Raw genomic sequence first — 25,838 nt, 5'->3', positions numbered from 1 at the left:
CGGTGGCCCACCCGCCGCGAACCTAAGCTACGGCCATGCCGATCGTGACACGTGTCAATGGTTCGCCGCCTCCGCACGTCGATGTGAGCGACGTCGATCTGGGATCCTGGCGGTTCTGGTCGCGGGACGACGACTTCCGGGACGGCGCCTTTGCCACGCTGCGCCGCCAGGCCCCCGTCTCGTTCCACGAGCCGATCAGCGGCGAAGGCGTGGACGCCGGCGCCGGGCATTGGGCGTTGGTGCGCTACGACGACGTGCACTTCGCGAGCAGGCACCCAGACCTGTTCAGCTCCAGCCCGAACATCACCATCGGTGATCAGACCCCCGAGCTCGCCGAGTACTTCGGATCGATGATCGCGATGGACGATCCGCGGCACAGCAGGCTACGCAACATCGTGCGCAGCGCGTTCACACCGAAGGTGGTCGCCCGGATCGAAGAATCCGTGCGTGAACGCGCGCGCCACCTGGTGGCCACCATGGTCTCCGAGCACCCCGACGGTCGCGCGGACCTGGTGACGGCGCTGGCCGGCCCACTGCCGTTGCAGGTGATCTGCGACATGATGGGCATCGCCGAGCACGATCACGACAAGATCTTCCACTGGACGAATGTCATTCTGGGATTCGGCGACCCCGATCTCACGACCGATTTCGAGGAGTTCGCCACGGTGGCGATGGAGATCGGGGCGTATGCCACCGAACTCGCCGAGGACCGGCGGGCACGACCCGGCGAGGACCTGACCACGGCGCTGGTGGCCGCGGAGGTGGACGGCGAGCAGTTGACCTCCGCGGAGGTGGCGTCGTTCTTCATCCTGCTCGTGGTGGCCGGCAACGAAACTACGCGCAACGCGATCAGCCATGGGGTCGCCGCCTTGAGTCGCTTCCCCGAACAACGCGATATCTGGTGGGCGGACTACGACGCGCTCGCGCCGACCGCGGTCGAGGAGATCATTCGCTGGGCCTCCCCCGTGGTCTACATGCGGCGGACCCTGACCCGCGACACCGAGCTGGGCGGCGTCGCCATGGCCGCCGGCGACAAGGTCACCCTGTGGTACGGGTCGGCGAACCGGGACGAAACCCGGTTCGCCGACCCCTGGTTGTTCGACGTCCGGCGTAGCCCCAACCCGCATCTCGGCTTCGGCGGCGGCGGCGCACATTTCTGCCTCGGCGCCAATCTGGCCCGCCGGGAGATCACCCTGGCCTTCGAGGAGTTGCACCGCCAGATTCCCGATCTGACCGCGGACGACGAGCCCGACCGTCTGCTGTCGGCCTTCATCCACGGCATCAAGCGCCTCCCGGTGCGCTGGACGCCCGCGAGTTAGGCGGTGCGCGCGGAAACCGATTGGCACAGCGCAGCCAGTTCATCGCGTGACGGCCCGTCCGGCAGTGCCGGACGCCACCCCGTGGCGAACACCGCCCGGGCCAGTGGCTCGGCCGCCGCCAGAACGTGCGGCCCAGCGTCCATCCTCAGATAGGGACCGATCAGTGCGCCGACTCGCCGGTCGACCTCGGCGGAAGCGGCGATCAGATCGCTGGGCAGCGGCTCGGACAGGTCGACGTCGTGCCCCGCCCACCGACGCAACCGATGCCTGTCCGCGTGAACCTGGTCAACGAACCACGGCTTGATGGCCGCCCGGCACCAGGCGTCGAAGTTCCCGGCGAGATCCTCGATGTCGATGCGCGACAGATCCTTTCCGTCGATGCCGCGAACAAGCTCGCGGGCCTGCCACAGGGCGAGCGTGACGCCGCGCCCGGCAAGTGGCGTGGTGGTGCAGACCGCATCGCCGACGGAGATCACCCCGGGGACGACGGGCCGCCCGGCGTCGTCGAGTTGTCCGCGGTACCCGTTGTAGAGGCGTCCACCGGCGAGCACCGGGGTGATGGGATCCGATCGGCCGGGCGCTGTCCACTCACCGAGTTGCGCAATGGCTGCGATCACCGGCTCGAAGACCGCCTCATGGCGGAGTTGGCGCAGCAGCGGGTCGGAGCCGTCGTGGATGAGCGTGACCGAGAATGTCCGATCATCGTGAATGAAGGCGATCGCCACGTAGCCGTCCAAGCTGAGCGACAGGCCGATCGGGCTGTTGGTCGGCGGCAGTCCCGGCCCGCGCAGCCGGTACTGGCGGGTGACGTAGACGGCACCACAGTCCACGACGGCCCCGGGCCGCGAGGTCCTTCCGGTGAGCCTGCCGCTGCGTCCGGTCGCATCGATGACCAGATCGGCAGCGACCGAAGAGCCGTCGATTCGCAGGCCCGCCTGGGTGTGCGCAGCATATCCGGTGCGGATCGAGACACCCGCGGTGCGCTCCGCGCGCTGCCTGAGCACGGCGTCGAAGGTGGCTCGACGGCACAGCAGCGCGATCGCCCTGCCGTCACCGTCGTACACGATTCCCGCCCGCCGCATCGCGAGATCGTCGAGCACATCCGGCATCTCGGCACGCAGCGCGCCCACCACGGGGCCCCGGAAGGTATGCGCGTGGTGTAACTGCATGACACCGCCGCGGCGCCAGAGGCCGTGCGGCGGCGGCCCCGGCTCCCGATCTACCAGCATGTCGTGCCCGCGCCGGGCCAGTGCGATGGCGCAGTACAACCCCGACGGGCCTGCCCCGATGATGGCGATCCGCATCGCTCCCCCAATTGACATTACTGATAGTGTAGTGAATTCACTAAGAGTGAGGTAAATAGTGGATTCCGTCAAGCGTGATTACCGGTCGACCCTGCGAGCCGCGCAAGCCCGGCAGACCCGGCGCACCGTTATTGCCGCCGCGACCGCGGTGTTCGTCGAACACGGGTTTGCCGGCGCCACCATCGACGCGGTGGCGGCGGCTGCCTCCGTGAGCCGCAGAACCGTATTCACCGCGGTTGGCGGCAAGGTCGAACTCCTCAAGACCGCGCTGGACTGGGCGATCACCGGCGATGACGATGACGCCGCCCTGGTCGAGCGCGCGGACCTGTCCACGGCGCTCACCGCCGATGATCCCGCCCGTGTGCTGCAGGGATGGGTGGACGTCCTGGTGGGCGTCGACACCCGGGTCGCCCAGCTGTTCCACGCTTTGGAGATTGCCGCCGACTCCGACGACGCGGCGGCGGAGCTGCTCGGGCAGTATCAGCACCAGCGTCTGGACGGAGCGCGCGCGGTAATCGCACGCCTTGACGAGCTGGACGCCCTCACTGACCGAGTCCGTCGCGCCGACGCGGTCGATATTGCTTGGCTGGCAAGCGATCCCGTCTTGTTCAGCCGTATGGTCACGACCCGCGGATGGTCACACCGGCGGTTCCGGGCCTGGTTGGTGCAGCTGACCGCCGACCAACTGCTCCGCCCGCGGTGACGGCCTACAGCGTGACGGTGACCGGGCCGGCCGACCGGCAGTAGGTGACGGGCGGGCTGCCCGCGTTGGCACAGCTGCGGCCGGTGGCCACATAACTGGCACCCGGCGTGTAGGGGGCGAAGTTCACCCGCGCGGTATTCGGCCCTTCAGCCTGCACACACACCGGCGCCACGGAACTGCCGACGACTTGCAGACAGGCCACCTGCAGTTGTGGTGCGGCGCGGTTGCACGCACCCGGCGAGACAGCGGCCGACACCATGGCGGTTCCGGACACGTCGACCACCTGCGGCGACGTCAGCGTCGTCGCGCAGCCCTGGTCATCCGGCGCGGCCGCGGCAGAACCGGTCCCGCATGCTGCCGCCACCACCACGGCGGATATCACCCACCCAGGCCACGTCACGCCGGAGACCGTCATGCCCGGAATGGTAGGGCACCGGAGCACCGGCCGTGCCCGGCCGCCGAATTTTGGGGGTCAGCGCCGGCCCAGGACGTCGAGCATGCCCGCGGCCGCCCGCGGCCAGGTGAACTGCTCGGCGCGGCGACGCGCGCAGGTCCGGCGGTGCCGCTCGGGCCGGGCGATCACCGCGGTGACCGCGCGCGCCAGCGCCGCCGGATCGTTGTCGGCCGTTGCCCCGCTGTCGGCGGTCAATATCTCGGCGAGCGCCGAGGTGCGCGACACCACCGCGGGCGTCCCGCAGGCCAGAGCCTCCAATGCGGCCAGGCCGAAGGTCTCGTGTGGACCCGGCGCCAGCGCCACGTCGGCGGTGGCCAGGATCCCGGCCACGGTGTCGCGACAGCCGATGTAGCCGGTGAACTCCACCGGAAGACCGGCCGCCTGCCGTTCCAGCCGGGTCCGCAGCGGCCCCTCACCGACCACCACCAACCGCGCGTCGATTCCCGAATCACGCAGCGCGCCAACGGTGTCGATACTGCGGTGGGCGTGCTTTTCCACCGAGAGCCTGCCGCAGTGCACCAACAGGGTCTGCTCGGGCTGTGCCCAGCGGCTGCGCAGCAGCGCGCTGCGATGACGGGGATGGAACTGGTCGAGGTCCACCCCGAGCGGGACCGTGACCACATTGTTCGCGCCGATCCGGTCGAACTCCGCGCGGGCAAACGACGTGGTGCAGACCACCGCGTCGTAATTGTTCGCGGTGCGCCGGTTCGCGATATCGGCGACCGCGCGGGCGGCGGGAGCCGGCAGGAGCTGACCCACCAGGCGGTCCAGCCGTTCGTGGGAGATCATCACAGTCGCCACCCCGTGTCGCCTGCCCCACGGGCCCAGCGAGCGCAGCGTCAGCCGGTCGGACACCTCCAACGCATCGGGTCGCAGTTGGGCCAGCAGCTCGATGACCGGGCCCGGTAGCACCGCGCGGTAGCCACCGGTGAACGGAATCAGCCTCGCGGGCAGGGACAGCCTTGTCACGCCGGAATCCAGGGTGTGCCGCGCGGCGCGGTCACCGGGTACCACCAGGGTGACCTCGTGGCCTGCCGCGGTGTACTCCGCACCCAGTCGGTCGACGGCGGTCCGCAGCCCACCAGACCGCGGACCGTAGAAATTCGCGACCTGGACAACCCGCATGCATGCCATCACAGTCGCCGACCGTGTGCGGTCGTACACGCCCGGTCTACCAGTGCATTAACTGAAGGTGAATGTGCGCTACGCGAGTTCGGCCACGAGGTCGAGCATCCGCGCGCATACTTTGCGTCCATGGCCGGATTACCGGGCCCCGGGGCGCTGCGCGGCCGGGTTGCCGTCGTGGCCGGCGCCACCCGAGGCGCCGGTCGGGGCATCGCCGCCGCCCTGGGTGAGGCCGGAGCCACCGTGATCTGCACCGGACGCAGCAGCGTCACCGGACGCGGCGGCTCGGACTACGACCGGCCGGAGACCATCGAAGAGACTGCGGCACTGGTGAATTCGCTCGGCGGAACCGGGGTGGCGATCCAGGTCGACCATCTGGTAGCCGATCAGGTCCGCGCGTTGGCCGACCGCATCCGGGACGAGCACGGCACCATCGACATCCTGGTCAACGATATCTGGGGTGCGGAGGTGCTCAAGGGTCCGCCGGCGACCTGGGGACGCCCGATGTGGGAGCACAGTCTCGATGACGGTCTACGCATCGTCGAGCTCGGTGTGCGCACGCACCTGATCACCTCGCATTGCCTGCTGCCACTGATGGTCACCCGGCCCGGCGGGTTGCTGGTCGAGATCACCGACGGCACAACCGAATACAATGACAAAACGTTCCGACTGTCGGTGTTCTACGATCTCGCCAAGATGTCGGTCAACCGGCTCGCGTTCAGCCACGGACACGAATTGCGCCAATTCGGTGCCACTGCGGTCGCAGTCAGTCCGGGATGGTTGCGCTCGGAGATGATGCTGGACAATTACGGAGTGACGGAGGCCAACTGGCGCACCGCGCTGCACGCCCGTCGTGACGACGGCTATCCAAGCGCCCCGCCGGGATTCGCCGAGTCCGAGTCGCCGAGGTTCGTCGGTCGCGGGGTGGTCGCCATCGCCGCCGATGAGACGCGGGCTCGCTGGAACCAGCGGTCGGTGACATCGATCGCACTGGCGCGGGAGTACGGCTTCACCGACGTCGACGGCTACTGCCCGGACGGCTGGGGTGCCGGCTGAGTCACGTCAGCCGACGTGGACCGCCAGCCACTCCAGCGTCCGTCGCCACGCGTCGGCGGCCGCACCGGCGTCGTAACGCTCACCGGTGTCATTGAAGAACGCGTGGTTCGCCCCAGGCTCGGTGACCAACTGGTGGACCAGACCGGCCCGCTCCAGCGCAGCCCGCGCCACAGGCTCGGTGGCGTTCACCCGTTGGTCGAGTTCACCGTAGAAACCGAGCACGGCGACGTCTTTCGACCCGGCGAAGTCGGGATCATCCGGGGTGGGCCCATAGAACGGAAAGGCCGCGGCCAGTTCGGGAGTTCCCGCAGCCAGCAGCCGCCACACCAGTCCGCCGCCCATGCAGAAGCCGATGGCCGCGACCTTGACGCCCGGGGTGCGCGCCGAGACCTCACCGATCCCCGATTTCAGGTCGGCGATCATGTCCTCGGGAGCGCGGTTGCCCAGCGCGGCGGTCGCCTCGGCGGGGTCGGCGAAGGTGGTGGTGCCGCCGTTCTCGGAGAGCAGGTCGATCGCGAGGCTGGAGTAGCCGACTCCGGCGAGCCGGCCCGCGACCGAACGCACCCAGTCGTTGAGGCCCTTGTTCTCGTGAATCACCAGGATGGCGCCCTTGGGTTCGGGCGCCTGCGCCCAGGCGCCCTGCAATTCACCCTGCGGGCCGGCCCAGGTAATCGGCGTGGTCTCCAGCGCGGTGTCCATGCCCGGCGGAGCCGACGCCGCCGGGGTGGCCGTCTCGGTCGACGCCGGAGCCGGCTGGGCGGGCTTCGATCCGCAGGCCGCGATCAACGCGGTCGCCGCGGACGCGCCAACTCCCAGCAGCGCGAGACGGCGCATCGCTTCACGCCGGGACAGCAGCCCGTCGACGTGGTCGGTTGCGATCTCTTCGGCGATGTACCGCTGCAACGGGGTCACACTTGACGATTATGCGCCTCCGCCAGTAGACACCTTTTGGAATCTGTTCACGATTTTCGTTGACACTCGCTCGACCGCGCTGTTCTGATGTCTGGGTGACCTACGACACAATCATCCGCGGTGGCCGCTGGTTCGATGGCACCGGCGCACCGTCGGCACTGTGCAATATCGGCGTCCGGGACGGGCGGGTCACCGCGGTCAGCGCCGACCCACTGGACGACACCGACTGCCCACAGATCCTCGATGCCACCGGGAAGTGGGTACTGCCCGGCATGCTCGACATCCACACCCATTACGACATCGAGGTGCTCGGCCAGCCGTCGTTGCCGGAGTCCCTGCGTCACGGTGTCACCACCGTGATGCTCGGCTCGTGCTCACTGTCGACCGTGCACGTCGGCGGCACCGATGCCGGCGACCTCTTCGGCCGGGTCGAGGCCATCCCCCGCGAGTTCGTGATCGACACCGTGGATCGCCACAAGACCTGGGCCGGCGCCGACCAGTACGTCGAGGCACTGGAGGCATTACCGCTGGGCCCCAACCTGGCCGCCTTCATCGGTCACTCCGATATGCGCACCGCGGTCATGGGTTTGGACCGCGCCACCCGCAAAGAGCGACGGCCCACTCGGCACGAGCAGGCTCGGATGGAAGCCATGCTCACCGAGGCGCTCGAGGCGGGATTCGTGGGGATGTCCTCGCAGCAGCTACTTTTCGACAAGATCGACGGAGAGGCCTGCCGATCGCGGACACTGCCGTCCACCTACGCCGGACCGCGCGAGTTACGCCGGTTGAAGTCCATCCTGCGTCGCACCGGTCGGGTCCTGCAGTCCGGCCCGGACATTCAGAATCCCCTGAACCTGGCGTCGCAGTTGGCCCAGTCGTTGGGCCTGTTCCGCAATCCGCTCAAAACCAGCCTGCTGTCCGCGGCGGACATCAAGGCCAATCCGCACGCCATCAAGCTGCTCGGCCCGCTGGCACGGGTCATCAACGCGCTGGGCGGCAACTTCCGCTGGCAACATCTGCCCGTCCCCTTCGAGGTCTATGCCGACGGCATCGACCTGGTGGTGTTCGAGGAGTTCGGCGCCGGTGCTGCCGCACTACACCTGCGCGATGAAGTCGAACGCAACGATCTCCTGCGGGATGAGTTGTACCGCAGGCAGTTCCGCAAGGACTACGAGAGTCGCTTCGGCGTGCGGGTGTGGCAGCGCGACTTCCACGATGCCGAGATCGTGGACTGCCCCGATGCCACCGTCGTCGGCAGGTCCTTCGGACAGGTCGGCCTGGACCGCGGAGTGCACCCGGTGGACGCCTTCCTGGATCTGGTGTGCGAGCACGGCCGTGCGCTGCGGTGGCGCACGACCATCTCCAACCACCGGCCCGAGGTGCTGAAAAAGCTCGCCCGCGAGCCCGGGATACAGCTCGGCTTCTCCGATGCGGGAGCTCATCTACGCAACATGGCGTTCTACAACATGGGCCTGCGGCTGCTCAAGCATGTGCGCGACGCCGAGAACGCCGGGAAGCCCTTCATGACGCTCGAGCACGCCGTGCACCGACTCACCGGTGAACTCGCCGACTGGTACCGCTTGGACGCCGGGCATCTACGCGTCGGCGACCGTGCCGATATCGTCATCATCGATCCCGAGCGTCTGGACGCTTCCGTTGCGGCCTACGCCGAGGCGGAGGTCGACTGTTACGGCGGACTGTCCAGGATGGTCAACCGCAATGACGACACCGTCGATGCCGTCCTGGTGGGCGGGCGTGCCGTCTTCCTGAACGGTCGGCCCACCGACATCCTCGGCACGCAACGCACCGGCCGTTTCCTGCGCGCAGCACACCGCTCCCCCGCATTACCCACCGACACAGACGAGCCCACCGACACGAGCGAGCTGACCCGTGTCAGCTGAGGACACGGTGCTGGGGATGTGGCGGGCGCTGTCGGCGCGCGACTGGGACCAGGTGAAGACCCACCTTGCGCCGGACTGCATCTACGCCGATATGCCGGTGGGCCCGGCCGCGGCGGCCCGCGGACCCGAGGACATCGTCAAGCGTCTGAAGATCGGCCTCGAAGTCCTGGCCGGATACCAGAATCACGACGGGTTACTGGTCGCGGACGGGCCCAATGTCATGTACGAGCATTCCGAGACCTGGACGTGGGCGACCGGCGAGGTCGCGGTATTGCGCTTTGTCACCGTGCACGAGGTGGTGGACGACCGCATCACCATCTGGAAGGACTACTGGGATATGAGTGCGCTGGCCAATTTCGCACCGCCGAACTGGCTGGCCGACTTCGCGACCGCCGATATGTCGTGGGTCTACGACGCGACCGATCTGATCTGAGGACCGCGGTCCGCGCCATAGACTCGCACAGGTGACCGAGACCGCGTTACCGCCCGGGCCACCGTTGCCGCCGGGAATCCAGGCCGGCTTGCTGATGAAGTTCTGGCCCCGGTTCCTCTCGACGTGCCGGCACCGTTACGGCGATGTCTTCACGCTGCGGGTGGCGTCGCTGGGCACGGTGGTTTACCTGGCCCATCCGGCCGACATCAAGGCGGTGTTCGGTGGCGACCCGGCGGTCTTTCATGCCGGCGAGGCCAATTCGATGCTGGCCGGTCTGCTCGGATCCAGCTCGGTGCTGGTGATCGACGGAGATGAGCACCGCAACCGCCGGCGGCTCATGCTGGCGCCCTTTCGCCGCGAGGCCGTCGCCGACCAGACCGCGCTGATCGCCGGGATCGCCGCCGACAACATCGGCGGATGGCCGGTCGACCGGACCTTCGCGGTCGCCCCGCGGATGTCGGAGATCACCCTGGAGGTGATCCTGCGGACCGTCATCGGCGCCACGGACGCCGGTCGGCTCGCCGAGCTGCGCGCCGTCATGCCCAAGTTGCTCAGTGTCGGTGTCTGGGAGTCGCTGGCGATCAACACCCCGGGCCTGCAGCGGCTGGCGCCGTGGCGCCCGTTTCGCGAACGGCTCCGCGCGGCCGATCGCCTGCTCTACGCGGAGATCGCCGAACGCCGGGCCGACCCGCACCTCGCCGAGCGGACCGATGCGCTGGCGATGATGATCCGCACCGGCGACATGACCGATACCGTGCTCCGCGATCAGCTGATGACGCTGCTGGTCGCGGGTCACGATACGACCGCGACCGCGCTGTCCTGGGCGCTGGAACGGTTGACCCGGCACCCGGCCGTCCTGCAGCAGGCGGTGCGCGCCGCACGCACCGGGGACGACGAGTACCTCGACGCCGTGTGCAAGGAGGTGCTGCGGATCCGTCCGGTGGTGTTCGACGTCGGGCGGATTCTCACCGAGCCGACCGAGGTCGCCGGGTACCGGCTGCCCGCCGGGGTGATGGTCGCCCCGGGAATCGGACTGGTGCATCGCGATGCCCGGCAGTACCCCGATCCGGACCGATTCGACCCGGCCCGGATGCTCGGCGGCACGCCCGGACCGACCACCTGGTTACCGTTCGGAGGCGGCAATCGGCGGTGTCTCGGGGCCAACTTCGCGCTGGTGGAGATGGCCGTGGTGCTGCGTGAGGTGCTGCGCCGGGTCGATCTGGCTCCCACCCGCGCGGCCGCGGAACGGCCACGGGTCAAGGGTGTCATCCTGATTCCGCACCGCGGAGCGCGGATCCGCGCCCGCGCCGTGCACGCCGCACCGAGGATGTCCTGCCCGGGGCAGGCGGATCCGGCCGATGTTCGAACCGGACCGTCACCGGGTACGTGATACCAGCTGAGTCCCCGGCACCTCGCCGGCGACCAGCAGAATCCGACGGAGGTCCCCGTGACATTCCCCTACCCGCGACGATTGCGTGCACTGATCGTCGCTCTGCTCACCGCCGGGCTGATGCTCGGTATCGCGGGCGCCCCGTCCGCGGTGGCCGACGACCGCCTGCAGTTCACCGCCACGACACTGTCCGGAGCCCCGTTCGACGGCGCCGGCCTGCAGGGCAAGCCTGCCGTGCTGTGGTTCTGGACGCCCTGGTGTCCGTTCTGCAACCAGGAGGCGCCCACCGTGAGCAGAGTGGCTGCGGCCAACCCGGACGTGACCTTCGTGGGGGTCGCGGCGCGCTCCGATGTTGCTGCGATGCAAGCATTTGCATCGCGTTACAACCTGGGCTTCACCAACCTCAACGATGCCGACGGATCGCTGTGGGCCAGGTTCGGGGTGCCCTGGCAGCCGGCCTATCTGTTCGTCAAGGCCGACGGGACGTCGACTTTCGTGAACAACCCGACCTCGGCGATGTCGGAACAGGACCTGGCGGACCGGGTCAGCGCGCTCACCAGCTAGATGGACGACGACCTGCTCGGCGTGGCATTCGCCGCCGGGTTGATTGCGGCGGTCAATCCGTGCGGGTTCGCCATGCTGCCCGGCTACCTCAGCTTGGTCATCCGGACCGATACCGGCACCACCCGGGCGGTGGGGCGCGCCGTGATCGCCACCGCGGCCATGACCACCGGGGTGTTGGGGGTGTTCGTCGCGTTCGGGGCGCTGACAGTGTCGGTCGCGTCGACGGTGCAACAGTATGTTCCGTTCGCCACCGTGCTGATCGGTGTGGCGCTGATGGTGCTCGGTGGGTGGCTGCTGGCCGGCAAGTCATTGGGGCTGCCGGTGCGGCCCAGTTCGCGGTGGGCACCGACCGCCCGGGTCGGATCCATGCTCGGCTACGGAGTGGGCTTCGCGTTGGCTTCGCTGTCCTGCACCGTCGGACCGTTCCTTGCAGTGGCTGCCGGCGCGGCCCGCGCGCCGTCGTGGCGCGAGGGCGTGCTGGTTTATCTGGCGTATGCGGGCGGCTTCGCGGTGATCGTGGGGGCGCTGGCGGTCTCCACCGCATTCGCCAGCTCCGCCCTGCTGGATCGGGTCCGCCGAATCCTGCCGTATGTCAACAGGATCAGCGGAGTACTGCTGGTCCTGGTCGGTGCGTATGTGGCGTACTACGGCGGGTACGAGATTCGGCTCTTCCACGCCTCCGGCGACCCCGCCGACCCGGTGATCGGCGCGGCCGGACGCCTGCAGGGTGCGATGGCCGGCTGGGTGCACGCAGGTGGTGGATGGCCGTGGCTTGCCCTTCTGCTGGCGGTGCTGTCGATTGCGGCCGCGATCGAGCTCAGCCGGCGAGCAGCACGATCCCGGCGACAATCAGCGACAGAACCTTGACCAGCTCAAGCGCGACGTAGCCGTAGTGCGCGCGGGACCGTGATGCGGGTACAGCGTTCGGACCGGCGGCCAGCACCGCGTCGGAGCGTTTGGTCAACTGGGGCCGTACGGCGACCAATTGGGTGAGCAGAGCCAGGTCCGCGATGCAGATCGCGGTGATCGCCCAGCCCGGCGAATCGCCGAGCAACAGCGCGACCACGATCGCGATTGCCAGCACGACTTCGACACCGTTGAGTGCGCGGAAGACCAGCCGGCCGATGCCCAGCCCGATCGGCAACGTCACACCGGGCGCCCGGAACTTCAGCGGCGCCTCGAGGAATGAGATCGCCAGCACCATGCCCAACCACACGAACGTGAGGGCTGTCGCGAATCCGGCCATCGCTGACATTCGACTACTCCAATCGGTAGACGCGCCGCGCGTTCTCGTGCGCGATCAGATCGACGACCCGCACCGCGTCGGCGGGGCTCCATTCGTGGTCGCGGACAAATCCGGCGAGCACAGAGTGAATTCCTCTGCGCCACAGCGCAGCTCCCAGGTAGTGCAATTCGGGCGGCCCGAAGCCGTCCGAGGAGTACAGAATCTTGCGGAAGGGGGCCATCTCGAGCAGCCGGGCGATGAATCCCGCCGATCGGGCGCCCAGATAGTTGATGGCCAGGCCACCGTCCAGATAGACGTTATTGAACGCCTGCGCCAGGTAGCCGGCTTCGCGCTCGAACGGGTAGCAGTGCAGCAGCATGACCGGGGTCTCGCCGGCCTGTCGCAGAAAGCTCAACAGGTGCAGCGGATTCGCAGCATCCAGGTCACAATCACGATCGCCGAAACCGATGTGGAACTGCAGTGGTTTCCCCAGCCGGAGCGCTCGGTGCAGACCGAAGCGCAGCAGCACCCGGTCGGTGAGCCGCCGCCCGCCTTCGGCGCGCCACCGCTGCGCCGCCGCCCGCACCTCGCCGGCGGTGGGCTCGGAGAGATCGCCGCGCAGGCCACCCCGATAGGCCAGGATCGACTTCGTGGCCACCGCGCCACGGCACCGCTGCGCGAGTTCCGCGTCGAAGGCCCCCGCGTAGTCTCCGGGTTGCGCGGCGGCATGCTCGGCGACGGCTTCCAGTCGCACGACCTCGTGGATCCGGCCGCCGGTGCCGGCGGCCATGGTGGGCAGATCGCTGACTCCGTCGCCGAAACCCGTGTCCACAAGCCAGTCGGTCACCCCGGCCGCACGCAGAAAGCGTTGCCCCAGTTCGCTGTCCGATACCGCACTGCGCGCCGCCCAGTAGGTCTCGGCATCGGCATGCGCGGGCAGACCGAGCAGCGGTGCGCAGTGCGCGCGCACCGCGAAGCCGAGCTGGGTGTCGAATGCGGAATCGAAGGCGGCCAAGGGGTCGGTGTTGGCCTCGTTGAGCCCGTTCTCGAACGCCCGCCGCGAGCCGGTGTGCAACCAATAGCCGTGCACGTGGTGGTCGATCAGCCCGACCGCGCCGAGGTGTTCGGCCAGCGGGTCGCCCATCACAGACTCCAGGCCAGCCGAAACCTCTCGGCGAGCTGGTCATCGGTGAGGTCGGCGTAGGTCTGTTGTTCGTACTGTCGGACTGCGACGGTGGCGTCCACCACGGCCTCGCCGAGGATGTCTCGGATCAGCTCCGAGCCCTGGAGGACGTCGAGCACGTCGGGCTGCCCGGCGGGCAGGGTGGTCACGCCGGCATCGGCCCGCTGGGCATCGCTGAGGGCGGCCGGGTCGACCCCGACCTCCGGCGGCAGGGGCAGCCCGCGGGCGATCCCGTCCAGCGCCAGCCCGAGGATCGCCGCGGATGCCAGATAGGGGTTGGCCGACGGGTCGACGATCTTGATCTCGACGTGGGCCCCGTAGGGGTTGCTCGGCCCACCGAGCAGGAAGCGCACGGCCGCCTCCCGGTTCTCGGTGCCCCAGCAGACATGAGCGCCCGACCAGTGCCCGGGTTGGGTCCGCAGGCCCGAAAGGATCGAACCGCACAGCACGCCCTGGGCTTGGGCGAGCCCGGACAGGAGACCGGCGATCGCGGATTCTCCGTCGCTGGTCATACCGCGTGCACCGGTTCCCCCGGAGAACACGGCGGTGCCGTGCCGCGTCAGGGACACGTGTTGATGGGCTCCCGAGCCGACACTGCCGGCGAACGGAACCGGGGACAAGCTGACCCGCAACCCATGCCTGCGCGCCACCCGGGACACCAGCATCCGGGCCAGGATCACCTGGTCGGCGGCCGTCACCGGTTCGGCCGGCGCCAGGGAGATCTCGAACTGATTGACCCCGTACTCAGGGTGCAGCTGCTCGATCGGCAGTCCGCAGCGGGCCGCCGTCTCGATCACCTCGCGCACGAAACCCTCGTACTCCAGCACGCCGGCCAGTCCGTACTGGGCCCAGGATGCCGACGGGAGCGCGGCACCGTCCGGTCCGACCAGGACGAACTCGAGTTCGTGGCCGACCAGGCTCTCGAGACCGGCATCGGCGAGCCGGCGCCGGACCCGCTGCAGCGCGCCACGGCTGCAATAGGGATCCGGTGAGCCGTCTTGGCCGAAGAAATCCCCTGGCGCCCAGACCAGTCCGTCACCGATGTCGCGCAGGGCCGCCGGATCGATCCGGATCCGCTGATCGCCGATGACGCCGGTCCCCTCACCGAACACGATGCCGGTCTGGTCGATGGCGAATACGTGCCACACCGGGCTGGCCCCCAACCCGGGTCCGGCGAAGGCCGCGATCCTGCGCAGCGGCACCGTCTTGGCCAGCGTCAGACCGGCCGGGTTAACCACGGTGCCGATGACGGTGCTGGCGCCGGCGGCTTCCCATTCGGCGATCGTCGAGGCGGCAAGCGGTTTGGGCCCCACGGTGGTCACAGCAGCCATTGTGCTACGGGCCGACGCCGCCTACAGCGTGATCTTGCAGGACTGGCCGATGTCGAGAGTGCGCAGCATGCGGCCCATACCCAGCCACATCGCACACGAGAGGGCGAGATCGGTGAGCAGTTCGTCACTGAATTCCGCGCGGCACCGGTCCCAGAAGTCTTCGTCATCGCGCAGCCGGGTGTGGTCGCCGGCGAAGCGTTCGGCGAACTCCGCGGCGATACGCTCCTGCGCGCTGTAACCGGGCCAGGTCCGCCACTGCGCGGCGTGGTCGTAGAGGTCTTCGTCCACCCCTGCCACCGGCCCGTCCGAGTCGCGGGTGTTCTGGCAGACCACGCACTCGTTGTCCAGCGCGATGACCATCCGGGCGAGTTCGCGCACCCGCATGGGCAGCCGGCTCTTGTTGTAGACGGCGTGGGTGAAGCCCGCCATCGCGACACCGATGTCGGGTGATTTGGTGATCCACGCGGCGGCGTCATCGTCAGCGAAGTCTCCGATACGGCTCATGGGTCGAACATACGCCGGAAGCAGCCGAAGTGGAACGTGTTCTAGTTTCTTGCCGCACCGAGCTCGGCGCGGTCCTCAACCCACTGGGGCTGCAGCATCATCCGGTGCGCGATGCGCTCCAGCGCGGCCTCGACCTGGATTCGGTCCGGGCGGCCCTGATAGCCCGGCGACGAGGCCAGCCGGTCGGTGAGCTTGCCGACCAATGCGTCGATCGCCACGCCGACCTGCCGCACACCGGCCTGCGTGAGCCAGAGCTGATCGCCGGTGCGCAAGGCATATCCGGTCGCCACCAACCGGTCGAAGGTCGGTTCCAGTACCTCCGCGGGAAGCCGGCGCAGTTCGGCGATCTGGCTCAGCGTCGCCGAACCGTAGACCTGGTTGTGCCGGTAGATCTGGATCAGCGCCCACAATCGGGCGACGTCGAGTTCGCAGCCGGGATGGCTGGTCAGCCGGCGCAGCCGGATATCGGGTGAGTCCCGGAAGATCCGGGCCACCGCCATCTCCAAGATCTCGTCGGAGGTTTCCGGCGCGGGCATCCCGAACCCCTCGCCCAGATCGGTCGCCGAGACCGTCTCCATCTCACGCAGCGGGATCTCCTTGAGCAGCAACGAGACCGCGAACCCGACCAGAGCTACCGGCGCGGCGCACAGGAAGACCAGGCCCAACGCGTCGGCGTAGGCATCGATGATCGGTGCCGCGATATCGGGTGGCAATGCGCGCAACGCCTGCGGTGATTCGGCGGCCACCGCGGGCGCTCCGCTGGTGGCCAACGCCTCGGCGACGCGGCTGTGCAGGAAGTTGGCGAACAGTGATCCGAATATGGCTGCACCGAAGGAGCTTCCGATGGTGCGAAAGAAGGTGACACCGGAGGTGGCCACGCCCAGATCGGAGAAGTTGGAGGTGTTCTGCACGACGAGCACCAGCACCTGCATGCACAGCCCGATCCCGGAGCCGAGCAGGAACAGAAACAGGGACTGCACCACCAGCGGCGTCTGCGCGTCCATGGTGGACAGCAGCAGGAACCCGACGAACATGACGGCGGTCCCCGCGACCGGGAAGATCTTGTAGCGCCCAGTGCGGCCGACGATGGAACCGCTGCCGATCGAGGTGATCAGCATGCCGGCCACCATCGGCAGGGTGCGCAGGCCCGACACCGTCGCCGACACTCCGTCGACGAACTGCATGAACGTCGGGAGGAACGTCATGGCGCCCAGCATCGCGAAACCCACGATGAACGCCAGGATGCAGCACACCGTGAAGACCTGGCCGGCGAACAGCCGGATCGGCAGGATCGGTTCGGCCGCATGCAGTTCCACCCACACGAACCCCGCCAGCGCGATGACCGATCCGATGAACAGGCCGACGATCATCGGGGATCCCCAGGCGTATTCGGCGCCACCCCAGCTGGTGGCCAGGGTGAGACCGGAGGCGCCCAGTCCGACGAGAGCGATCCCGGCGTAGTCGATCACCGGCCGGGATTTCCTGGCCAGGGCCGGAATGGCGACCGTGGCGACCAGGAACACCACCACCGCGACGGGCACATTGATCCAGAACGCCCATCGCCACGACAGGTGGTCGGTGAAGAAGCCGCCGAGCAGTGGGCCGATCACGGTGGTGACCCCGAAGACCGCACCGAGGGCCCCCTGATAGCGGCCGCGGTCACGCAGCGGGATCACCTCACCGATGACGGCGGTGGCCGTCACCATCAGCGCACCGCCGCCGATGCCTTGCAGCGCGCGAGCGCCGACCAGCATCGACATCGAGCCGGCCAGGCCGCACAACACCGAACCGGCGAGGAAGAAGACGACGGCGACCTGGAACACCGCTTTGCGGCTGAACAGGTCGCCGAGTTTCCCGACCACGGCGGTGGCGATCGTCGACGCGAGCAGATAACTGGTGACCACCCAGGACTGGTGGCCGGCGCCACCCAGGTCAGCCACCACGGTGGGCAGCGCGGTGGCGACGATGGTCTGGTCGAGGGCAGCGAGCAACATGCCGAGCAGCACGGCGACGAAGATGACGTTGCGTCGCTGCAGACTGATCGGCGCGCTCACCGCGCTATCGGCGGCGGTCACAATTCCCCGGTCCTCCCCGACCCAGCAGAATATTAGCCTTGCTATCTAATATACGCCGGCCGGGTCGGCGCCATCGCGTGCTTAGCCGGCACCTCCACCGGGCGGACGCGACACGCACTGCGCCGAGTACAGCTGCTCGCCGAGCTTGTTCATCAATTCCAGCTGGGTTTCCAGGTAGTCGATGTGGCCTTCCTCGTCGGCGAGGATGCCCTCCAGGATCCCGGCTGAGGTGGCGTCGCCCTTTTCGCGGCACATGATGACTCCGGGTCGCAGCCGCTCCACCACCTCGTACTCGATCGCGAGGTCGGCCTCGAACTGTTCACGCAGGGTCTGACCCACCCGCAACGAGAACAGCCGCTGGTAATTGGGCAGACCGTCGAGCAGCAGGATGCGATCGGTGATCGTTTCCGCGTGCCGCATTTCCTCGAACGATTCTTCCCGCGTATGGCGAGCCAATTCGGTGAATCCCCAATTGTCCTGCATCTTCGAATGCAGGAAATACTGGTTGATCGCCGTGAGCTCACTCGTCAACTGCTCGTTGAGCAATTTGAGAACGTCCGGATCGCCTTGCATATCGCTCCTAGGCACCTTGAGGGCTGGTCAAGTTCGCTAATGCCGTGCGGTTCCGAATCTAGTCGAGTCGACCGACGACGGCGAGAGCGGCCGCGGCGGTTCGATGACAATATTTGGCCGGGCACGGCGTGCCGTAGGTGAGCCTACCCCTAGTCAGAGGCCTAGTTATGGACTGGCTACCCAAGTTAGGCTATACTGGCCTAACTCGTGGGCGGTCGACGTCGGCCCCCCGGATCACTGCGGATGCACAGGGAGGAACGGTGGCGGAATTCGGTACGCATGCGGCCGTTCCGGCCGTCGCTAAGCATCCGCGGAAGAATCTGTCACCGTGGCCGCCAGGAATTGATCGGAGCAATTCTTCGGCGAATGCCACGCTGAATATCGCGGCGAATATCGGGGCAAATATCCCCGCCGATCTCACTGCCGCGCCGGCACCGAATCGCGCTTCGCTACCTGTCCGACTTGCGCCCGCGGATTCGGTGGGCTGACCGCATGTTCGTGTGCCTGTGCACCGGTGCCACCACCCAAGCCGTCCATGACGCCGTCGCCGCGGGGGCCACCACATCGCGACAGGTCGCCGATGCCTGCGGTGCGGGCTCCGACTGCGGGCGGTGCCGCCGTACGGTCCGCGCGATCCTCGCGGCCTCCCGCACCGCCGCCGACTGCCCGGTGCACGCCGTCCGGTAGCGGTTACCCGCGACCGTCGACGAAGGACGCCAACGCGTCGACATTGGCCGCCTGGCCCAGCAGCTCGGCGAACAAGGCGTTCTCCCGCTCACTGGCCGCGGCGATCCCCGGACGGATCGGCTCCATCATCGTCTGTTTCACCGCGAGCAGACTGTTGAGCGGCCGCGAGGACAGCACCTCGGCATGCCGGCGCGCCTCGGTCATCAACTCGTCGGGCTCGCAGACCTTCCACACCAAACCCATGCGGAGCGCCTCGGCGGCGTCGACCCACTCCGAGGACAGCAGCAGCCACGCTGCGTTCTGCCGGCCGATCAACCGCGGCAACAGATAGGAGGAGGCGGCCTCGGGCGGCACGCCGAGGCTGGTGAACGGGCATTTCAACCGGGCGGTGGTCGACATGAACGCCAGATCCGCATATCCCAGGATGGTGGTACCGATGCCCAACCCGACACCGTTGACCGCGCAGATGAATGGCTTGGGGAACGCTGCCAACGCTTCCAGCATTCCGCGGAACCCGTGCTTGCCGGGTTGGTAATCGGGGTCGGTGACCAGTCGCTGCATTTCCACCAGATCGTTGCCCGCGCTGAACGCGCGCCCGGCACCGGTCAGCAGCACCACCGACACCTCGGGGTCCTCGGCCGCCGCCAACAGTGCCTCGGTCATCGCGTCGTAGAGCGCCTCGCTGAAGGCGTTGAGCGCCTCCGGGCGGTTCAACGTCAGGGTGCGTACCCGATTCTCATCGGTGATCAGAAGTGTCACGAGTGCAGCGTAAGGGTCGGAGCCCACAGCACGTAACGGCTGGTGGGCACGGTGTCGATGTTGTGGTCGGCACCGAAGCGCGCCACGCTGGCAGCCATCTTGGACATCCGATCGCCGAGGTCGACATCATCGGCGGCGCCGAAGAACGCGTGCAGATCCGAAACAGCCTCGATGGGGAACAACTCTTCGACGATGGCATCGATGGGCGGTGCATCGGCGGTGAGCGCCCGCACCACCGTGTTCTGGGTGTATCCGAAGGTGGCCTGGGTCGCGATCGCCACCGGCGTGTGGTCGATGTGCCAGCGCCGCAACCATGTCGCCACATCCAACTCCGGCGGGCGGCGCAGCAGCGCGACATTCGCCAGTCCCGGGGTACGCGCGCTCGGCGCGACATCCGGGCCGGGCAACGGGACCGACTCGGTCACCAGATAGGCCGCCAGCTGCTGACACTCGGCCGCGAGCAACTCCAGAGCCTTGGCCAGTGCCGCGCCGTAGTACTGCTGCGTCCAGATGCTCACCACCGCCGACACCGGCGGATCCAGTGTCGTCAGGGTCATCATCGAGGCGCTGACCGCCGCGTCACGCACGTTGACCGTCAGTCCGGCCAGGTCGAGTTCGGACAGCTCGGTGGCGACCCCGGTCCGCAAGCGTGTGCACCACTGTTCGTCGGGGTTCTCCACGCGCAGCGTGACCATCACCTTTTCCACCCGCTGAACCTAACAAGACGATCGCACCTGCCACACCCGCCCGCCGGGTAACAATGGCGGGGTGAGCATCGGCCGTCACCTGCGACTGACGTTGTATGACGCGGGGGCCGTCGCGCGCAGCCTCGCCGGCGTCGTGGTCGTCATCGTGGTCTCGGGCTGGATGATCTCGCCGGCCGCCGCGGTCAGTGCCGGCGCCGCCGCCATCGTCGCGGGCGCGAGCGCCTTGCAGGACAGCCCACGCAATCGGTTCCCGACCGTCGTGGTGGTCTCCCTGGAGATGGCGCTGGCCGTGCTGCTGGGCTCGCTGACCGAGGGCAGCAACATCGCGTTCGTCGTCGTCACGGCGCTGTGGTGTGTGGCGGCCGGAATGCACTGGGCCATCAGCGCCAACGCGGGCCTGGTGGCCGCGGCGGGGGCGGCGCTCATCCTGATCACGGTGCCCACCGCCCACACGCTGGGTTCGGTCTCGGCGACCGCCGCGCTGGCGCTGATCGGTGGACTGTCGCAGGCCGTCCTGATCGGGGTCTGGCCGCAACGCCGGTGGCGCACCCAGCGACAAGCGCTCACCCGCGCGTATCTCGCGCTGGCCGCCGATGCCGACCGGATCGCCGTCGACCCGGATACCCGCATCGACCCGGAGCCGTTGATCCGGCTCCGCGACGCCTTCACCGTGAGCGAGGTACTGGCCAAACGGCGGCCACCGATCTATCGCGGTTGGTACAGCCTGCCCGAGCGGATCGCCGAGTCGCTGGCATCGCTGGCCCCACACACCGGTGACGACACCGTGGTGCGGGTGCTGCACAGCGCTTCCGAACTGCTGGTCACCGTGGCCCACGCCCGGCGCCACTCCCGAACCGAACTCGGCTATGCGACCGGTCAATTGGATGGCGCCGCGGGCGCCGTCCAGGGCACTGCCCGCGAGGCCGCGCTGCGGTTGTCCACCCAGCTGCGCGAGGCCGTCGAGCTGCGCTTCGGGCAATTCGAACCCGAGCAGGTGGCGCAGCTCGGCCGCACCGGGGTACCCGATGCCCTCACCGCGGGCGCCGAGCTGGTGCGCAGCCAGCTGAACAGGAGCTCGCCCATCCTGCGGCACACGGTCCGGCTCACCGCCGCCACCGCGGTCGGTGTGACGCTGTGGCGATTCGGCGCAATGCCGCACGGTGTCTGGGTGCCGCTCACCGTGCTGATGGTGCTGCGACCCGAGACCGCGCACACCTACACCCGATGCGTGGCGCGCATCGGCGGCACCGCGGCCGGAGTGGCCGGTGCCGCGCTGCTGGCCTCGCTGGCCGAACCGAGTGCGCCGGCCGCCGCGCTATTGGCGGTCGGTTTCCTGGCGCTGGGCTATCTCACCGCCGAATACAGCTTTCTCGGCGTCAACACCGCCATCGCCGGAGCACTGGTCTTCCTGATCGGCACCGCCGCCCCCGGCGGGGCCGATGCCATCGGTGATCAGCTGCTGGCGGTGGTGACCGGCGGCGGGTTGGCCGTGGCCGTTCACGTACTGGTGCCCGACAACGCGCTGGTCCGCTTGCGGCAACGCGCCGGCGAACTGCTCAAGACCGAGATCGACTACGCGGCAACGGTGGTCAGGGCATTCGTGCACGACCTCGATCACCCGAAGGAACAGCTGGAATCGGCGTGGGGGCGCGCGGTCAGCGCACGCGCCGCGTTCGAAGCCACCGCGGGCGCCACCGGCACCGAATCCGGACCGCTGCGGCGTTGGATGCGCTCCTACCGTGCCGCGCTGAACTCGGTGACCACATCGTGCGCCGCCCTGGAGGCACATCTGCCGCCACACCCGCCACCGCAGCTGAACCGCGAATTCGTGGCCGCCGTCGATGATTACGTCAAGGCACTGTGCGGGGAACCCGCCACCCCGGCCGCGCCATGGAGTGTCGACACCGACGCGCTGCTCGCGGCCAGCGCCGGCGTCCGCGCCGCCGCCGCGTCACTGACCGATGCACACGCCGCCGAGCGGCTGCTGGTCGGCGAGATCGCCACCATCACCGGGGTGGTCACCGAGATCGCGACGCGCGATATCGGATTGTCTAGTCCCGGGCCCACTTCGGCCGGATGAACACGCCTTCGGCCTGCACCGTGGGACCCTCGGCGTCCGAGATGAAGCCGGCAGCATAGGTTTTCACACCCTCGGTACGAACGATGGCTGCCTCGACATGCAACGCTCCGAGCGGAGTCGGACGCAGGTAACGCATGCTGATGGTGCCGGTCAGCCGCGGGCTGTGCGCCGGGCTGGCCGACTCGCCGAGCACATGGTCGAGGATCATCGCCGCCACTCCCCCGTGCACGTGACCCGGCGGGCCTTCGTAGGCGGCACCGAGGGTGAACTCGGCGGACACCCGACCGTCGTCCTCGTGCCGGACCTGCAGTGGCGGGGCTATCGGGTTGCGCAGTCCGATCACGGCGTTGCCCCAGGGCATCCGGTCACCGTGTGCGGTGAACCGCACGCCGAACGGGCCGTCGAGCTGTTCGCTGCGCAGTGCCGCCGTCGCCGCATCGATCTGCGCCTTGGCAGCCGCGACCGTCTCGGCGTCGGCCGCGGTACGGATGGTCGCGTCGATGAGTTCTCGAACCGACTCGGTGAGTGGTCGATAGATGAGGCGCAGGCGCTCGACATCCTCGGCACTGAGGTCCTCGAGAGTGAAGTCCAACATCCAAGAACTAGAACACGTTCTACCCGTGCTGTCGAGTCGCCGCCGGTGGGCCGACACGACAGCACACCACCGAACTTCCTACGATGGCCACTGAGCCGGTACACGCCGGTATGAGGGGGCACCGAACCGGCCATGGCGGCACCCAGAATGGACGGATCCCGGCACGGGTCGCCCGCGACGCTCGTCGACGTGGCCGGCAGCCGACTGCGCGCCGCCATTCTCAGCGGCGCACTGGGGCCCGGCGAGAAACTCGTCGAAGAACAGCTGTGCGCCGATTTGGGCATCGGCCGGGCGCCGCTGCGGGAGGCATTACGACTGCTGACCCAGCAAGGGCTCGTCGAGCGGCTCCCACGGCGCGGATCACGGGTGGCCGAGTGGTCGCCGGACGAGATCCTGCAGTTGTTCGCGCTGCGACACGTGCTGGAACGCCATGCCATCGAAACCGCACTGCCGTTGGCCGACCCCCGGACGGCCCTGCAACCGGTGCGTCGGGTGCTGGAGGAAATGAGCAGTGCCACCGACGACCTGGAGCGCGACGATGCGCATCGCCGGTTCCATGCCGCTGTGGTCGGACTGGCGGGCCAACGCCAACTCGACATCGCGCTGGAACCGATCCTGCTCAAGCTGCAGCTCCCGATGGCGATGAACCTGCGCGAGGAGGCCCGGCACCACCGGTCCAGCGACGGCATCGACCGGCACTTGGCAATCCTCACCGCATTGGAGAGCAACGACTCGGGCACCGTGATCGCCGCGCTGGCCGATCACGGACATCTGCAGTACCTGAATCTGCCGCCCAATCGCTAACACGATCGACACATGGGCGTTCCGTGAACGCCATCATTTTGTCGACAATTTCCTTCATGGGTTTCGAAGTGCACGGCCCGTCCATCGGACCATCGGTGGCGGAGATCCTCGCCTCACACGCCGGCGGGACCGGTTCACCGAGTAAGACCGCCGCACGGGTGGCCGATGCCATCGCCGCCCGAGGCGATGACGGGACCTGGCTGTCCACCGTCGCGCGGGAGGACCTGCTCGCCGCCGCGGCGGACATCGAGAGCCGCCCCGGGGCCCGCATGCTGCCGTTGTACGGCGTGCCGTTCGGGGTGAAGGACAGCATCGATGTCGCCGGGGTGCCCACCACGCTGTCGTGCCCGGACTACTCCTATGTCGCCGAGCGCACCGCGCCGGCGGTGCAGCGGCTACTCGACGCTGGCGCACTCTATGTCGGCAAGACGAATCTGGACCAGTTCGCCACCGGGCTCAACGGCACACGGACCCCGTACACGGTGCCGCGCAGCGTGTACGGCGGCGAAATGATCTCCGGGGGTTCCAGTTCGGGTTCGGCATTGGCGGTGGCACTCGGACAGGTTCCGTTCGCCGTCGCGACCGATACCGCGGGCTCCGGGCGGGTGCCCGCCGCCCTCAACGGTGTGGTCGGGTTCAAACCATCGCGTGGGGTGATCAGCACCGTCGGCCTGGTTCCGGCCTGTAAATCCCTGGACTGCATCAGCCTGATGGCCGGCTGCATCGCCGATATCGACACCGTCTTCGACGTGATGGCCGGTCGCGACGACGACGATCCGTGGTCGCGGGCCCGCGGCGCGCGCCACGACGGTCACCCGATCCGGGTCGGCCTGCCACCGGTGGACGATCTGGAGTTCTTCGGCGATGACGCGATGCGGGCGGCGCACCTGAGCTTCCGCGAGCAGCTCAGCCGGCAGGTGAGCGTGGTCGAGGTGTCACTGGAGCCGTTCCTGGCCGCGGGGGAACTGCTCTACCAGGGGCCGTGGGTGGCCGAGCGTCTGGTCGAGTTCGGGGATTTCCTTGCCAGCCATCCCGATTCGATCCACCCGGTGGTGCGTGACATCTTCCGCGGCGGGCTGGACTACACCGCCGTCGATGCGTTCGCCGCGCTGCAGCGCTTGGCCGAACTGAAGGCGCACGTCGCCAGGGTGTGGCAGACGATGGATGTGCTTGTGCTGCCCACCATCGGCACCACCTTCACGGTGGAGCAGGTGCTGGCCCGCCCGATCGAGGCCAACACCGTGCTCGGGCACTACACCCACTTCGGAAACCTGCTCGACCTGCTCGGCATCGCGGTGCCGGTGGGCACCACCACCGACGGCCGCCCGCACAGCGCCATGCTGCTGGGCAACGCCGGCTCCGATGACACCGCGCTGGCGCTGGCCGCGCACCTCCTCGACGAACCCCGCACCGTCGCGCAGCCACCGTCCACCACACGTCACAAGGAGCAGGTATGAGTCCCATCACGGTGTCCGCCGAGCCCTCGGCATTCCCACTGATCCCCGGTCAGACCGCGCTGATCGTCATCGACATGCAACGGGACTTCCTGCTGCCCGGCGGGTTCGGCGAGAGCCTGGGCAATGATGTCGGGCAACTGCTCAAGGTCGTGCCGCCGTTGGCAGCATTGATCGCGGCGGCCCGTGACGCGGGAATCCTGGTGATCCACACCAGGGAGGGCCATCTTCCGGATCTGTCGGACTGTCCGCCGGCCAAGCTGAACCGCGGCGCCCCGTCGCGACGCATCGGCGATCCCGGAAAGTACGGTCGCATCCTCATTCGCGGCGAGTACGGCCATGACATCGTCGACGAACTCAGCCCTGTCGAAGGTGAAGTGGTGATCGACAAGCCGGGCAAGGGCGCCTTCTACGCCACCGAGCTACAGGACGTTCTCACCGCCGCCGGCGTCACCCAATTGCTCGTCACCGGTGTCACCACCGAGGTGTGCGTACACACCACCACCCGTGAGGCCAACGATCGCGGTTACGAGTGCCTGGTGGTATCCGACTGCGTGGGTTCGTATTTCCCGGAATTCCAGCGGGTGGGGCTGGACATGATCAAGGCCCAGGGGGGCATCTTCGGCTGGGTCGCCGACAGCACCGCCGTCATTCCCGCGCTCCACACCCTCGCGCTGTCCGCCGCCTGAAAGGACCTCCC

General features: G+C 68.3%; 26 protein-coding genes. 13 read left to right on the top strand and 13 right to left on the bottom strand.

The window, feature by feature from the left end; all coding sequences use genetic code 11:
• Nucleotides 1-35: 35 nt before the first annotated feature.
• A complete protein-coding gene (locus tag A7U43_RS15520) occupies nucleotides 36-1,319 on the top strand; it encodes a cytochrome P450 (RefSeq protein ID WP_067996952.1) in 1,284 nt (427 codons plus the stop codon).
• On the opposite strand, the gene A7U43_RS15515 is transcribed toward A7U43_RS15520, so the two are convergent.
• Nucleotides 1,316-2,641 carry an NAD(P)/FAD-dependent oxidoreductase gene (locus tag A7U43_RS15515; RefSeq protein WP_231963326.1) on the bottom strand — a complete coding sequence of 442 codons (1,326 nt, stop codon included), beginning with the start codon at nucleotides 2,639-2,641 and terminating at the stop codon, nucleotides 1,316-1,318. The genes A7U43_RS15520 and A7U43_RS15515 overlap by 4 nt on opposite strands.
• A gap of 40 nt (nucleotides 2,642-2,681) precedes the next feature.
• Between A7U43_RS15515 and A7U43_RS15510 the strand changes: the two genes are divergently transcribed.
• Complete coding sequence (locus A7U43_RS15510; RefSeq protein ID WP_231963325.1) at nucleotides 2,682-3,326, top strand: TetR family transcriptional regulator; 645 nt, start codon at nucleotides 2,682-2,684, stop codon at nucleotides 3,324-3,326.
• A gap of 4 nt (nucleotides 3,327-3,330) precedes the next feature.
• On the opposite strand, the gene A7U43_RS15505 is transcribed toward A7U43_RS15510, so the two are convergent.
• Both A7U43_RS15505 and A7U43_RS15500 read right to left on the bottom strand, forming a co-directional pair.
• Nucleotides 3,331-3,741 carry a hypothetical protein gene (locus A7U43_RS15505; protein ID WP_067996944.1) on the bottom strand — a complete coding sequence of 137 codons (411 nt, stop codon included), beginning with the start codon at nucleotides 3,739-3,741 and terminating at the stop codon, nucleotides 3,331-3,333.
• A 57-nt stretch (nucleotides 3,742-3,798) separates the two neighbouring features.
• Nucleotides 3,799-4,905, bottom strand: coding sequence for a glycosyltransferase (locus A7U43_RS15500; RefSeq protein WP_067996940.1), 1,107 nt, complete (start codon nucleotides 4,903-4,905; stop codon nucleotides 3,799-3,801).
• 129 nt (nucleotides 4,906-5,034) lie between these two features.
• Between A7U43_RS15500 and A7U43_RS15495 the strand changes: the two genes are divergently transcribed.
• Nucleotides 5,035-5,961, top strand: a complete 927-nt coding sequence (locus A7U43_RS15495) for an SDR family oxidoreductase (RefSeq protein WP_067996937.1) — start codon at nucleotides 5,035-5,037, stop codon at nucleotides 5,959-5,961.
• A 6-nt stretch (nucleotides 5,962-5,967) separates the two neighbouring features.
• Here the strand turns inward: A7U43_RS15495 and A7U43_RS15490 are convergent, their stop codons facing one another.
• Nucleotides 5,968-6,873 (bottom strand): dienelactone hydrolase family protein, encoded by a 906-nt coding sequence (locus A7U43_RS15490; RefSeq protein WP_067996934.1) that lies wholly within the window; start codon nucleotides 6,871-6,873, stop codon nucleotides 5,968-5,970.
• A 95-nt stretch (nucleotides 6,874-6,968) separates the two neighbouring features.
• On the opposite strand from A7U43_RS15490, the gene A7U43_RS15485 reads away from it, so the two are divergent.
• The 5 genes from A7U43_RS15485 to A7U43_RS15465 all read left to right on the top strand — a co-directional run bounded on the left by A7U43_RS15485 (nucleotide 6,969) and on the right by A7U43_RS15465 (nucleotide 12,028).
• Nucleotides 6,969-8,774: an N-acyl-D-amino-acid deacylase family protein gene (locus A7U43_RS15485; protein WP_067996932.1), complete on the top strand. Its 1,806-nt coding sequence runs from the start codon at nucleotides 6,969-6,971 to the stop codon at nucleotides 8,772-8,774.
• On the top strand, nucleotides 8,764-9,207 hold the full coding sequence (locus A7U43_RS15480; protein ID WP_067996929.1) for a nuclear transport factor 2 family protein: 444 nt from the start codon (nucleotides 8,764-8,766) through the stop codon (nucleotides 9,205-9,207). The genes A7U43_RS15485 and A7U43_RS15480 overlap by 11 nt, the downstream gene beginning before the upstream one ends.
• A gap of 31 nt (nucleotides 9,208-9,238) precedes the next feature.
• Nucleotides 9,239-10,597 (top strand): cytochrome P450, encoded by a 1,359-nt coding sequence (locus tag A7U43_RS15475; RefSeq protein ID WP_067996927.1) that lies wholly within the window; start codon nucleotides 9,239-9,241, stop codon nucleotides 10,595-10,597.
• Between the two features lie 120 nt (nucleotides 10,598-10,717).
• Nucleotides 10,718-11,161 carry a protein disulfide oxidoreductase gene (locus A7U43_RS15470; RefSeq protein WP_082902423.1) on the top strand — a complete coding sequence of 148 codons (444 nt, stop codon included), beginning with the start codon at nucleotides 10,718-10,720 and terminating at the stop codon, nucleotides 11,159-11,161.
• Complete coding sequence (locus A7U43_RS15465; RefSeq protein ID WP_067996921.1) at nucleotides 11,162-12,028, top strand: cytochrome c biogenesis CcdA family protein; 867 nt, start codon at nucleotides 11,162-11,164, stop codon at nucleotides 12,026-12,028.
• On the opposite strand, the gene A7U43_RS15460 is transcribed toward A7U43_RS15465, so the two are convergent.
• The 6 genes from A7U43_RS15460 to bfr all read right to left on the bottom strand — a co-directional run bounded on the left by A7U43_RS15460 (nucleotide 11,979) and on the right by bfr (nucleotide 18,052).
• Nucleotides 11,979-12,416 carry a hypothetical protein gene (locus A7U43_RS15460; RefSeq protein ID WP_067996918.1) on the bottom strand — a complete coding sequence of 146 codons (438 nt, stop codon included), beginning with the start codon at nucleotides 12,414-12,416 and terminating at the stop codon, nucleotides 11,979-11,981. The genes A7U43_RS15465 and A7U43_RS15460 overlap by 50 nt on opposite strands.
• A gap of 4 nt (nucleotides 12,417-12,420) precedes the next feature.
• Entirely contained in the window at nucleotides 12,421-13,530 is a 1,110-nt protein-coding gene (locus A7U43_RS15455; RefSeq protein ID WP_067996915.1) for an amidohydrolase family protein, read from the bottom strand.
• Nucleotides 13,530-14,900 (bottom strand): type I glutamate--ammonia ligase, encoded by a 1,371-nt coding sequence (locus tag A7U43_RS15450; protein WP_067996912.1) that lies wholly within the window; start codon nucleotides 14,898-14,900, stop codon nucleotides 13,530-13,532. Before A7U43_RS15450 ends, A7U43_RS15455 begins: the two co-directional genes overlap by 1 nt.
• A 21-nt stretch (nucleotides 14,901-14,921) precedes the next feature.
• Nucleotides 14,922-15,404: a carboxymuconolactone decarboxylase family protein gene (locus A7U43_RS15445; RefSeq protein ID WP_067996910.1), complete on the bottom strand. Its 483-nt coding sequence runs from the start codon at nucleotides 15,402-15,404 to the stop codon at nucleotides 14,922-14,924.
• 41 nt (nucleotides 15,405-15,445) lie between these two features.
• Entirely contained in the window at nucleotides 15,446-17,479 is a 2,034-nt protein-coding gene (locus tag A7U43_RS15440) for an MDR family MFS transporter (protein ID WP_231963323.1), read from the bottom strand.
• Nucleotides 17,480-17,560: 81 nt separating this feature from the next.
• Nucleotides 17,561-18,052, bottom strand: a complete 492-nt coding sequence (gene bfr / locus A7U43_RS15435) for a bacterioferritin (RefSeq protein WP_067996904.1) — start codon at nucleotides 18,050-18,052, stop codon at nucleotides 17,561-17,563.
• A 492-nt stretch (nucleotides 18,053-18,544) separates the two neighbouring features.
• Between bfr and A7U43_RS15430 the strand changes: the two genes are divergently transcribed.
• Nucleotides 18,545-18,739, top strand: a complete 195-nt coding sequence (locus tag A7U43_RS15430) for a (2Fe-2S)-binding protein (RefSeq protein WP_067996901.1) — start codon at nucleotides 18,545-18,547, stop codon at nucleotides 18,737-18,739.
• A gap of 3 nt (nucleotides 18,740-18,742) precedes the next feature.
• On the opposite strand, the gene A7U43_RS15425 is transcribed toward A7U43_RS15430, so the two are convergent.
• Nucleotides 18,743-19,498, bottom strand: a complete 756-nt coding sequence (locus A7U43_RS15425; RefSeq protein WP_067996898.1) for an enoyl-CoA hydratase/isomerase family protein — start codon at nucleotides 19,496-19,498, stop codon at nucleotides 18,743-18,745.
• The gene (locus tag A7U43_RS15420) at nucleotides 19,495-20,205 is read right to left on the bottom strand and encodes an EthD domain-containing protein (RefSeq protein WP_067996895.1); all 711 of its coding nucleotides are present in this window, start codon (nucleotides 20,203-20,205) and stop codon (nucleotides 19,495-19,497) included. The genes A7U43_RS15425 and A7U43_RS15420 overlap by 4 nt, the downstream gene beginning before the upstream one ends.
• Before the next feature lie 61 nt (nucleotides 20,206-20,266).
• Here A7U43_RS15420 and A7U43_RS15415 point away from each other — a divergent pair, with 61 nt between their 5' ends.
• On the top strand, nucleotides 20,267-22,285 hold the full coding sequence (locus A7U43_RS15415) for an FUSC family protein (RefSeq protein ID WP_067996892.1): 2,019 nt from the start codon (nucleotides 20,267-20,269) through the stop codon (nucleotides 22,283-22,285).
• Here A7U43_RS15415 and A7U43_RS15410 read toward each other — a convergent pair.
• The gene (locus tag A7U43_RS15410; RefSeq protein WP_067996890.1) at nucleotides 22,257-22,880 is read right to left on the bottom strand and encodes a PaaI family thioesterase; all 624 of its coding nucleotides are present in this window, start codon (nucleotides 22,878-22,880) and stop codon (nucleotides 22,257-22,259) included. The genes A7U43_RS15415 and A7U43_RS15410 overlap by 29 nt on opposite strands.
• 132 nt (nucleotides 22,881-23,012) lie before the next feature.
• Here A7U43_RS15410 and A7U43_RS15405 point away from each other — a divergent pair, with 132 nt between their 5' ends.
• Genes A7U43_RS15405 through A7U43_RS15395 form a run of 3 tightly spaced genes read left to right on the top strand, consistent with a single transcriptional unit; the run spans nucleotide 23,013 to nucleotide 25,827 of the window.
• Nucleotides 23,013-23,684, top strand: a complete 672-nt coding sequence (locus A7U43_RS15405) for a GntR family transcriptional regulator (RefSeq protein WP_067996887.1) — start codon at nucleotides 23,013-23,015, stop codon at nucleotides 23,682-23,684.
• Between the two features lie 56 nt (nucleotides 23,685-23,740).
• Nucleotides 23,741-25,141: an allophanate hydrolase gene (locus tag A7U43_RS15400; protein WP_067996884.1), complete on the top strand. Its 1,401-nt coding sequence runs from the start codon at nucleotides 23,741-23,743 to the stop codon at nucleotides 25,139-25,141.
• Nucleotides 25,138-25,827 (top strand): cysteine hydrolase family protein, encoded by a 690-nt coding sequence (locus A7U43_RS15395; protein WP_067996881.1) that lies wholly within the window; start codon nucleotides 25,138-25,140, stop codon nucleotides 25,825-25,827. Before A7U43_RS15400 ends, A7U43_RS15395 begins: the two co-directional genes overlap by 4 nt.
• Nucleotides 25,828-25,838 lie beyond the last annotated feature (11 nt).

It is taken from the genome of Mycobacterium adipatum, from assembly GCF_001644575.1.
GTDB classification, from domain to species: Bacteria; Actinomycetota; Actinomycetes; order Mycobacteriales; family Mycobacteriaceae; genus Mycobacterium; species Mycobacterium adipatum.
This window is presented reverse-complemented; position numbering and strand designations above follow the sequence as displayed.

Coding starts and splice junctions, on each gene's coding strand:
- A7U43_RS15520 (WP_067996952.1), top strand. CDS start 36: ATGCCGATCGTGACACGTGTCAATGGTTCGCCGCCTCCGCACGTCGAT.
- A7U43_RS15515 (WP_231963326.1), bottom strand. CDS start 2,641: ATGTCAATTGGGGGAGCGATGCGGATCGCCATCATCGGGGCAGGCCCG.
- A7U43_RS15505 (WP_067996944.1), bottom strand. CDS start 3,741: ATGACGGTCTCCGGCGTGACGTGGCCTGGGTGGGTGATATCCGCCGTG.
- A7U43_RS15500 (WP_067996940.1), bottom strand. CDS start 4,905: ATGCGGGTTGTCCAGGTCGCGAATTTCTACGGTCCGCGGTCTGGTGGG.
- A7U43_RS15495 (WP_067996937.1), top strand. CDS start 5,035: ATGGCCGGATTACCGGGCCCCGGGGCGCTGCGCGGCCGGGTTGCCGTC.
- A7U43_RS15470 (WP_082902423.1), top strand. CDS start 10,718: ATGCTCGGTATCGCGGGCGCCCCGTCCGCGGTGGCCGACGACCGCCTG.
- A7U43_RS15465 (WP_067996921.1), top strand. CDS start 11,162: ATGGACGACGACCTGCTCGGCGTGGCATTCGCCGCCGGGTTGATTGCG.
- A7U43_RS15460 (WP_067996918.1), bottom strand. CDS start 12,416: ATGTCAGCGATGGCCGGATTCGCGACAGCCCTCACGTTCGTGTGGTTG.
- A7U43_RS15455 (WP_067996915.1), bottom strand. CDS start 13,530: ATGGGCGACCCGCTGGCCGAACACCTCGGCGCGGTCGGGCTGATCGAC.
- A7U43_RS15450 (WP_067996912.1), bottom strand. CDS start 14,900: ATGGCTGCTGTGACCACCGTGGGGCCCAAACCGCTTGCCGCCTCGACG.
- A7U43_RS15445 (WP_067996910.1), bottom strand. CDS start 15,404: ATGAGCCGTATCGGAGACTTCGCTGACGATGACGCCGCCGCGTGGATC.
- bfr (WP_067996904.1), bottom strand. CDS start 18,052: ATGCAAGGCGATCCGGACGTTCTCAAATTGCTCAACGAGCAGTTGACG.
- A7U43_RS15430 (WP_067996901.1), top strand. CDS start 18,545: ATGTTCGTGTGCCTGTGCACCGGTGCCACCACCCAAGCCGTCCATGAC.
- A7U43_RS15410 (WP_067996890.1), bottom strand. CDS start 22,880: ATGTTGGACTTCACTCTCGAGGACCTCAGTGCCGAGGATGTCGAGCGC.
- A7U43_RS15405 (WP_067996887.1), top strand. CDS start 23,013: ATGGCGGCACCCAGAATGGACGGATCCCGGCACGGGTCGCCCGCGACG.
- A7U43_RS15400 (WP_067996884.1), top strand. CDS start 23,741: ATGGGTTTCGAAGTGCACGGCCCGTCCATCGGACCATCGGTGGCGGAG.
- A7U43_RS15395 (WP_067996881.1), top strand. CDS start 25,138: ATGAGTCCCATCACGGTGTCCGCCGAGCCCTCGGCATTCCCACTGATC.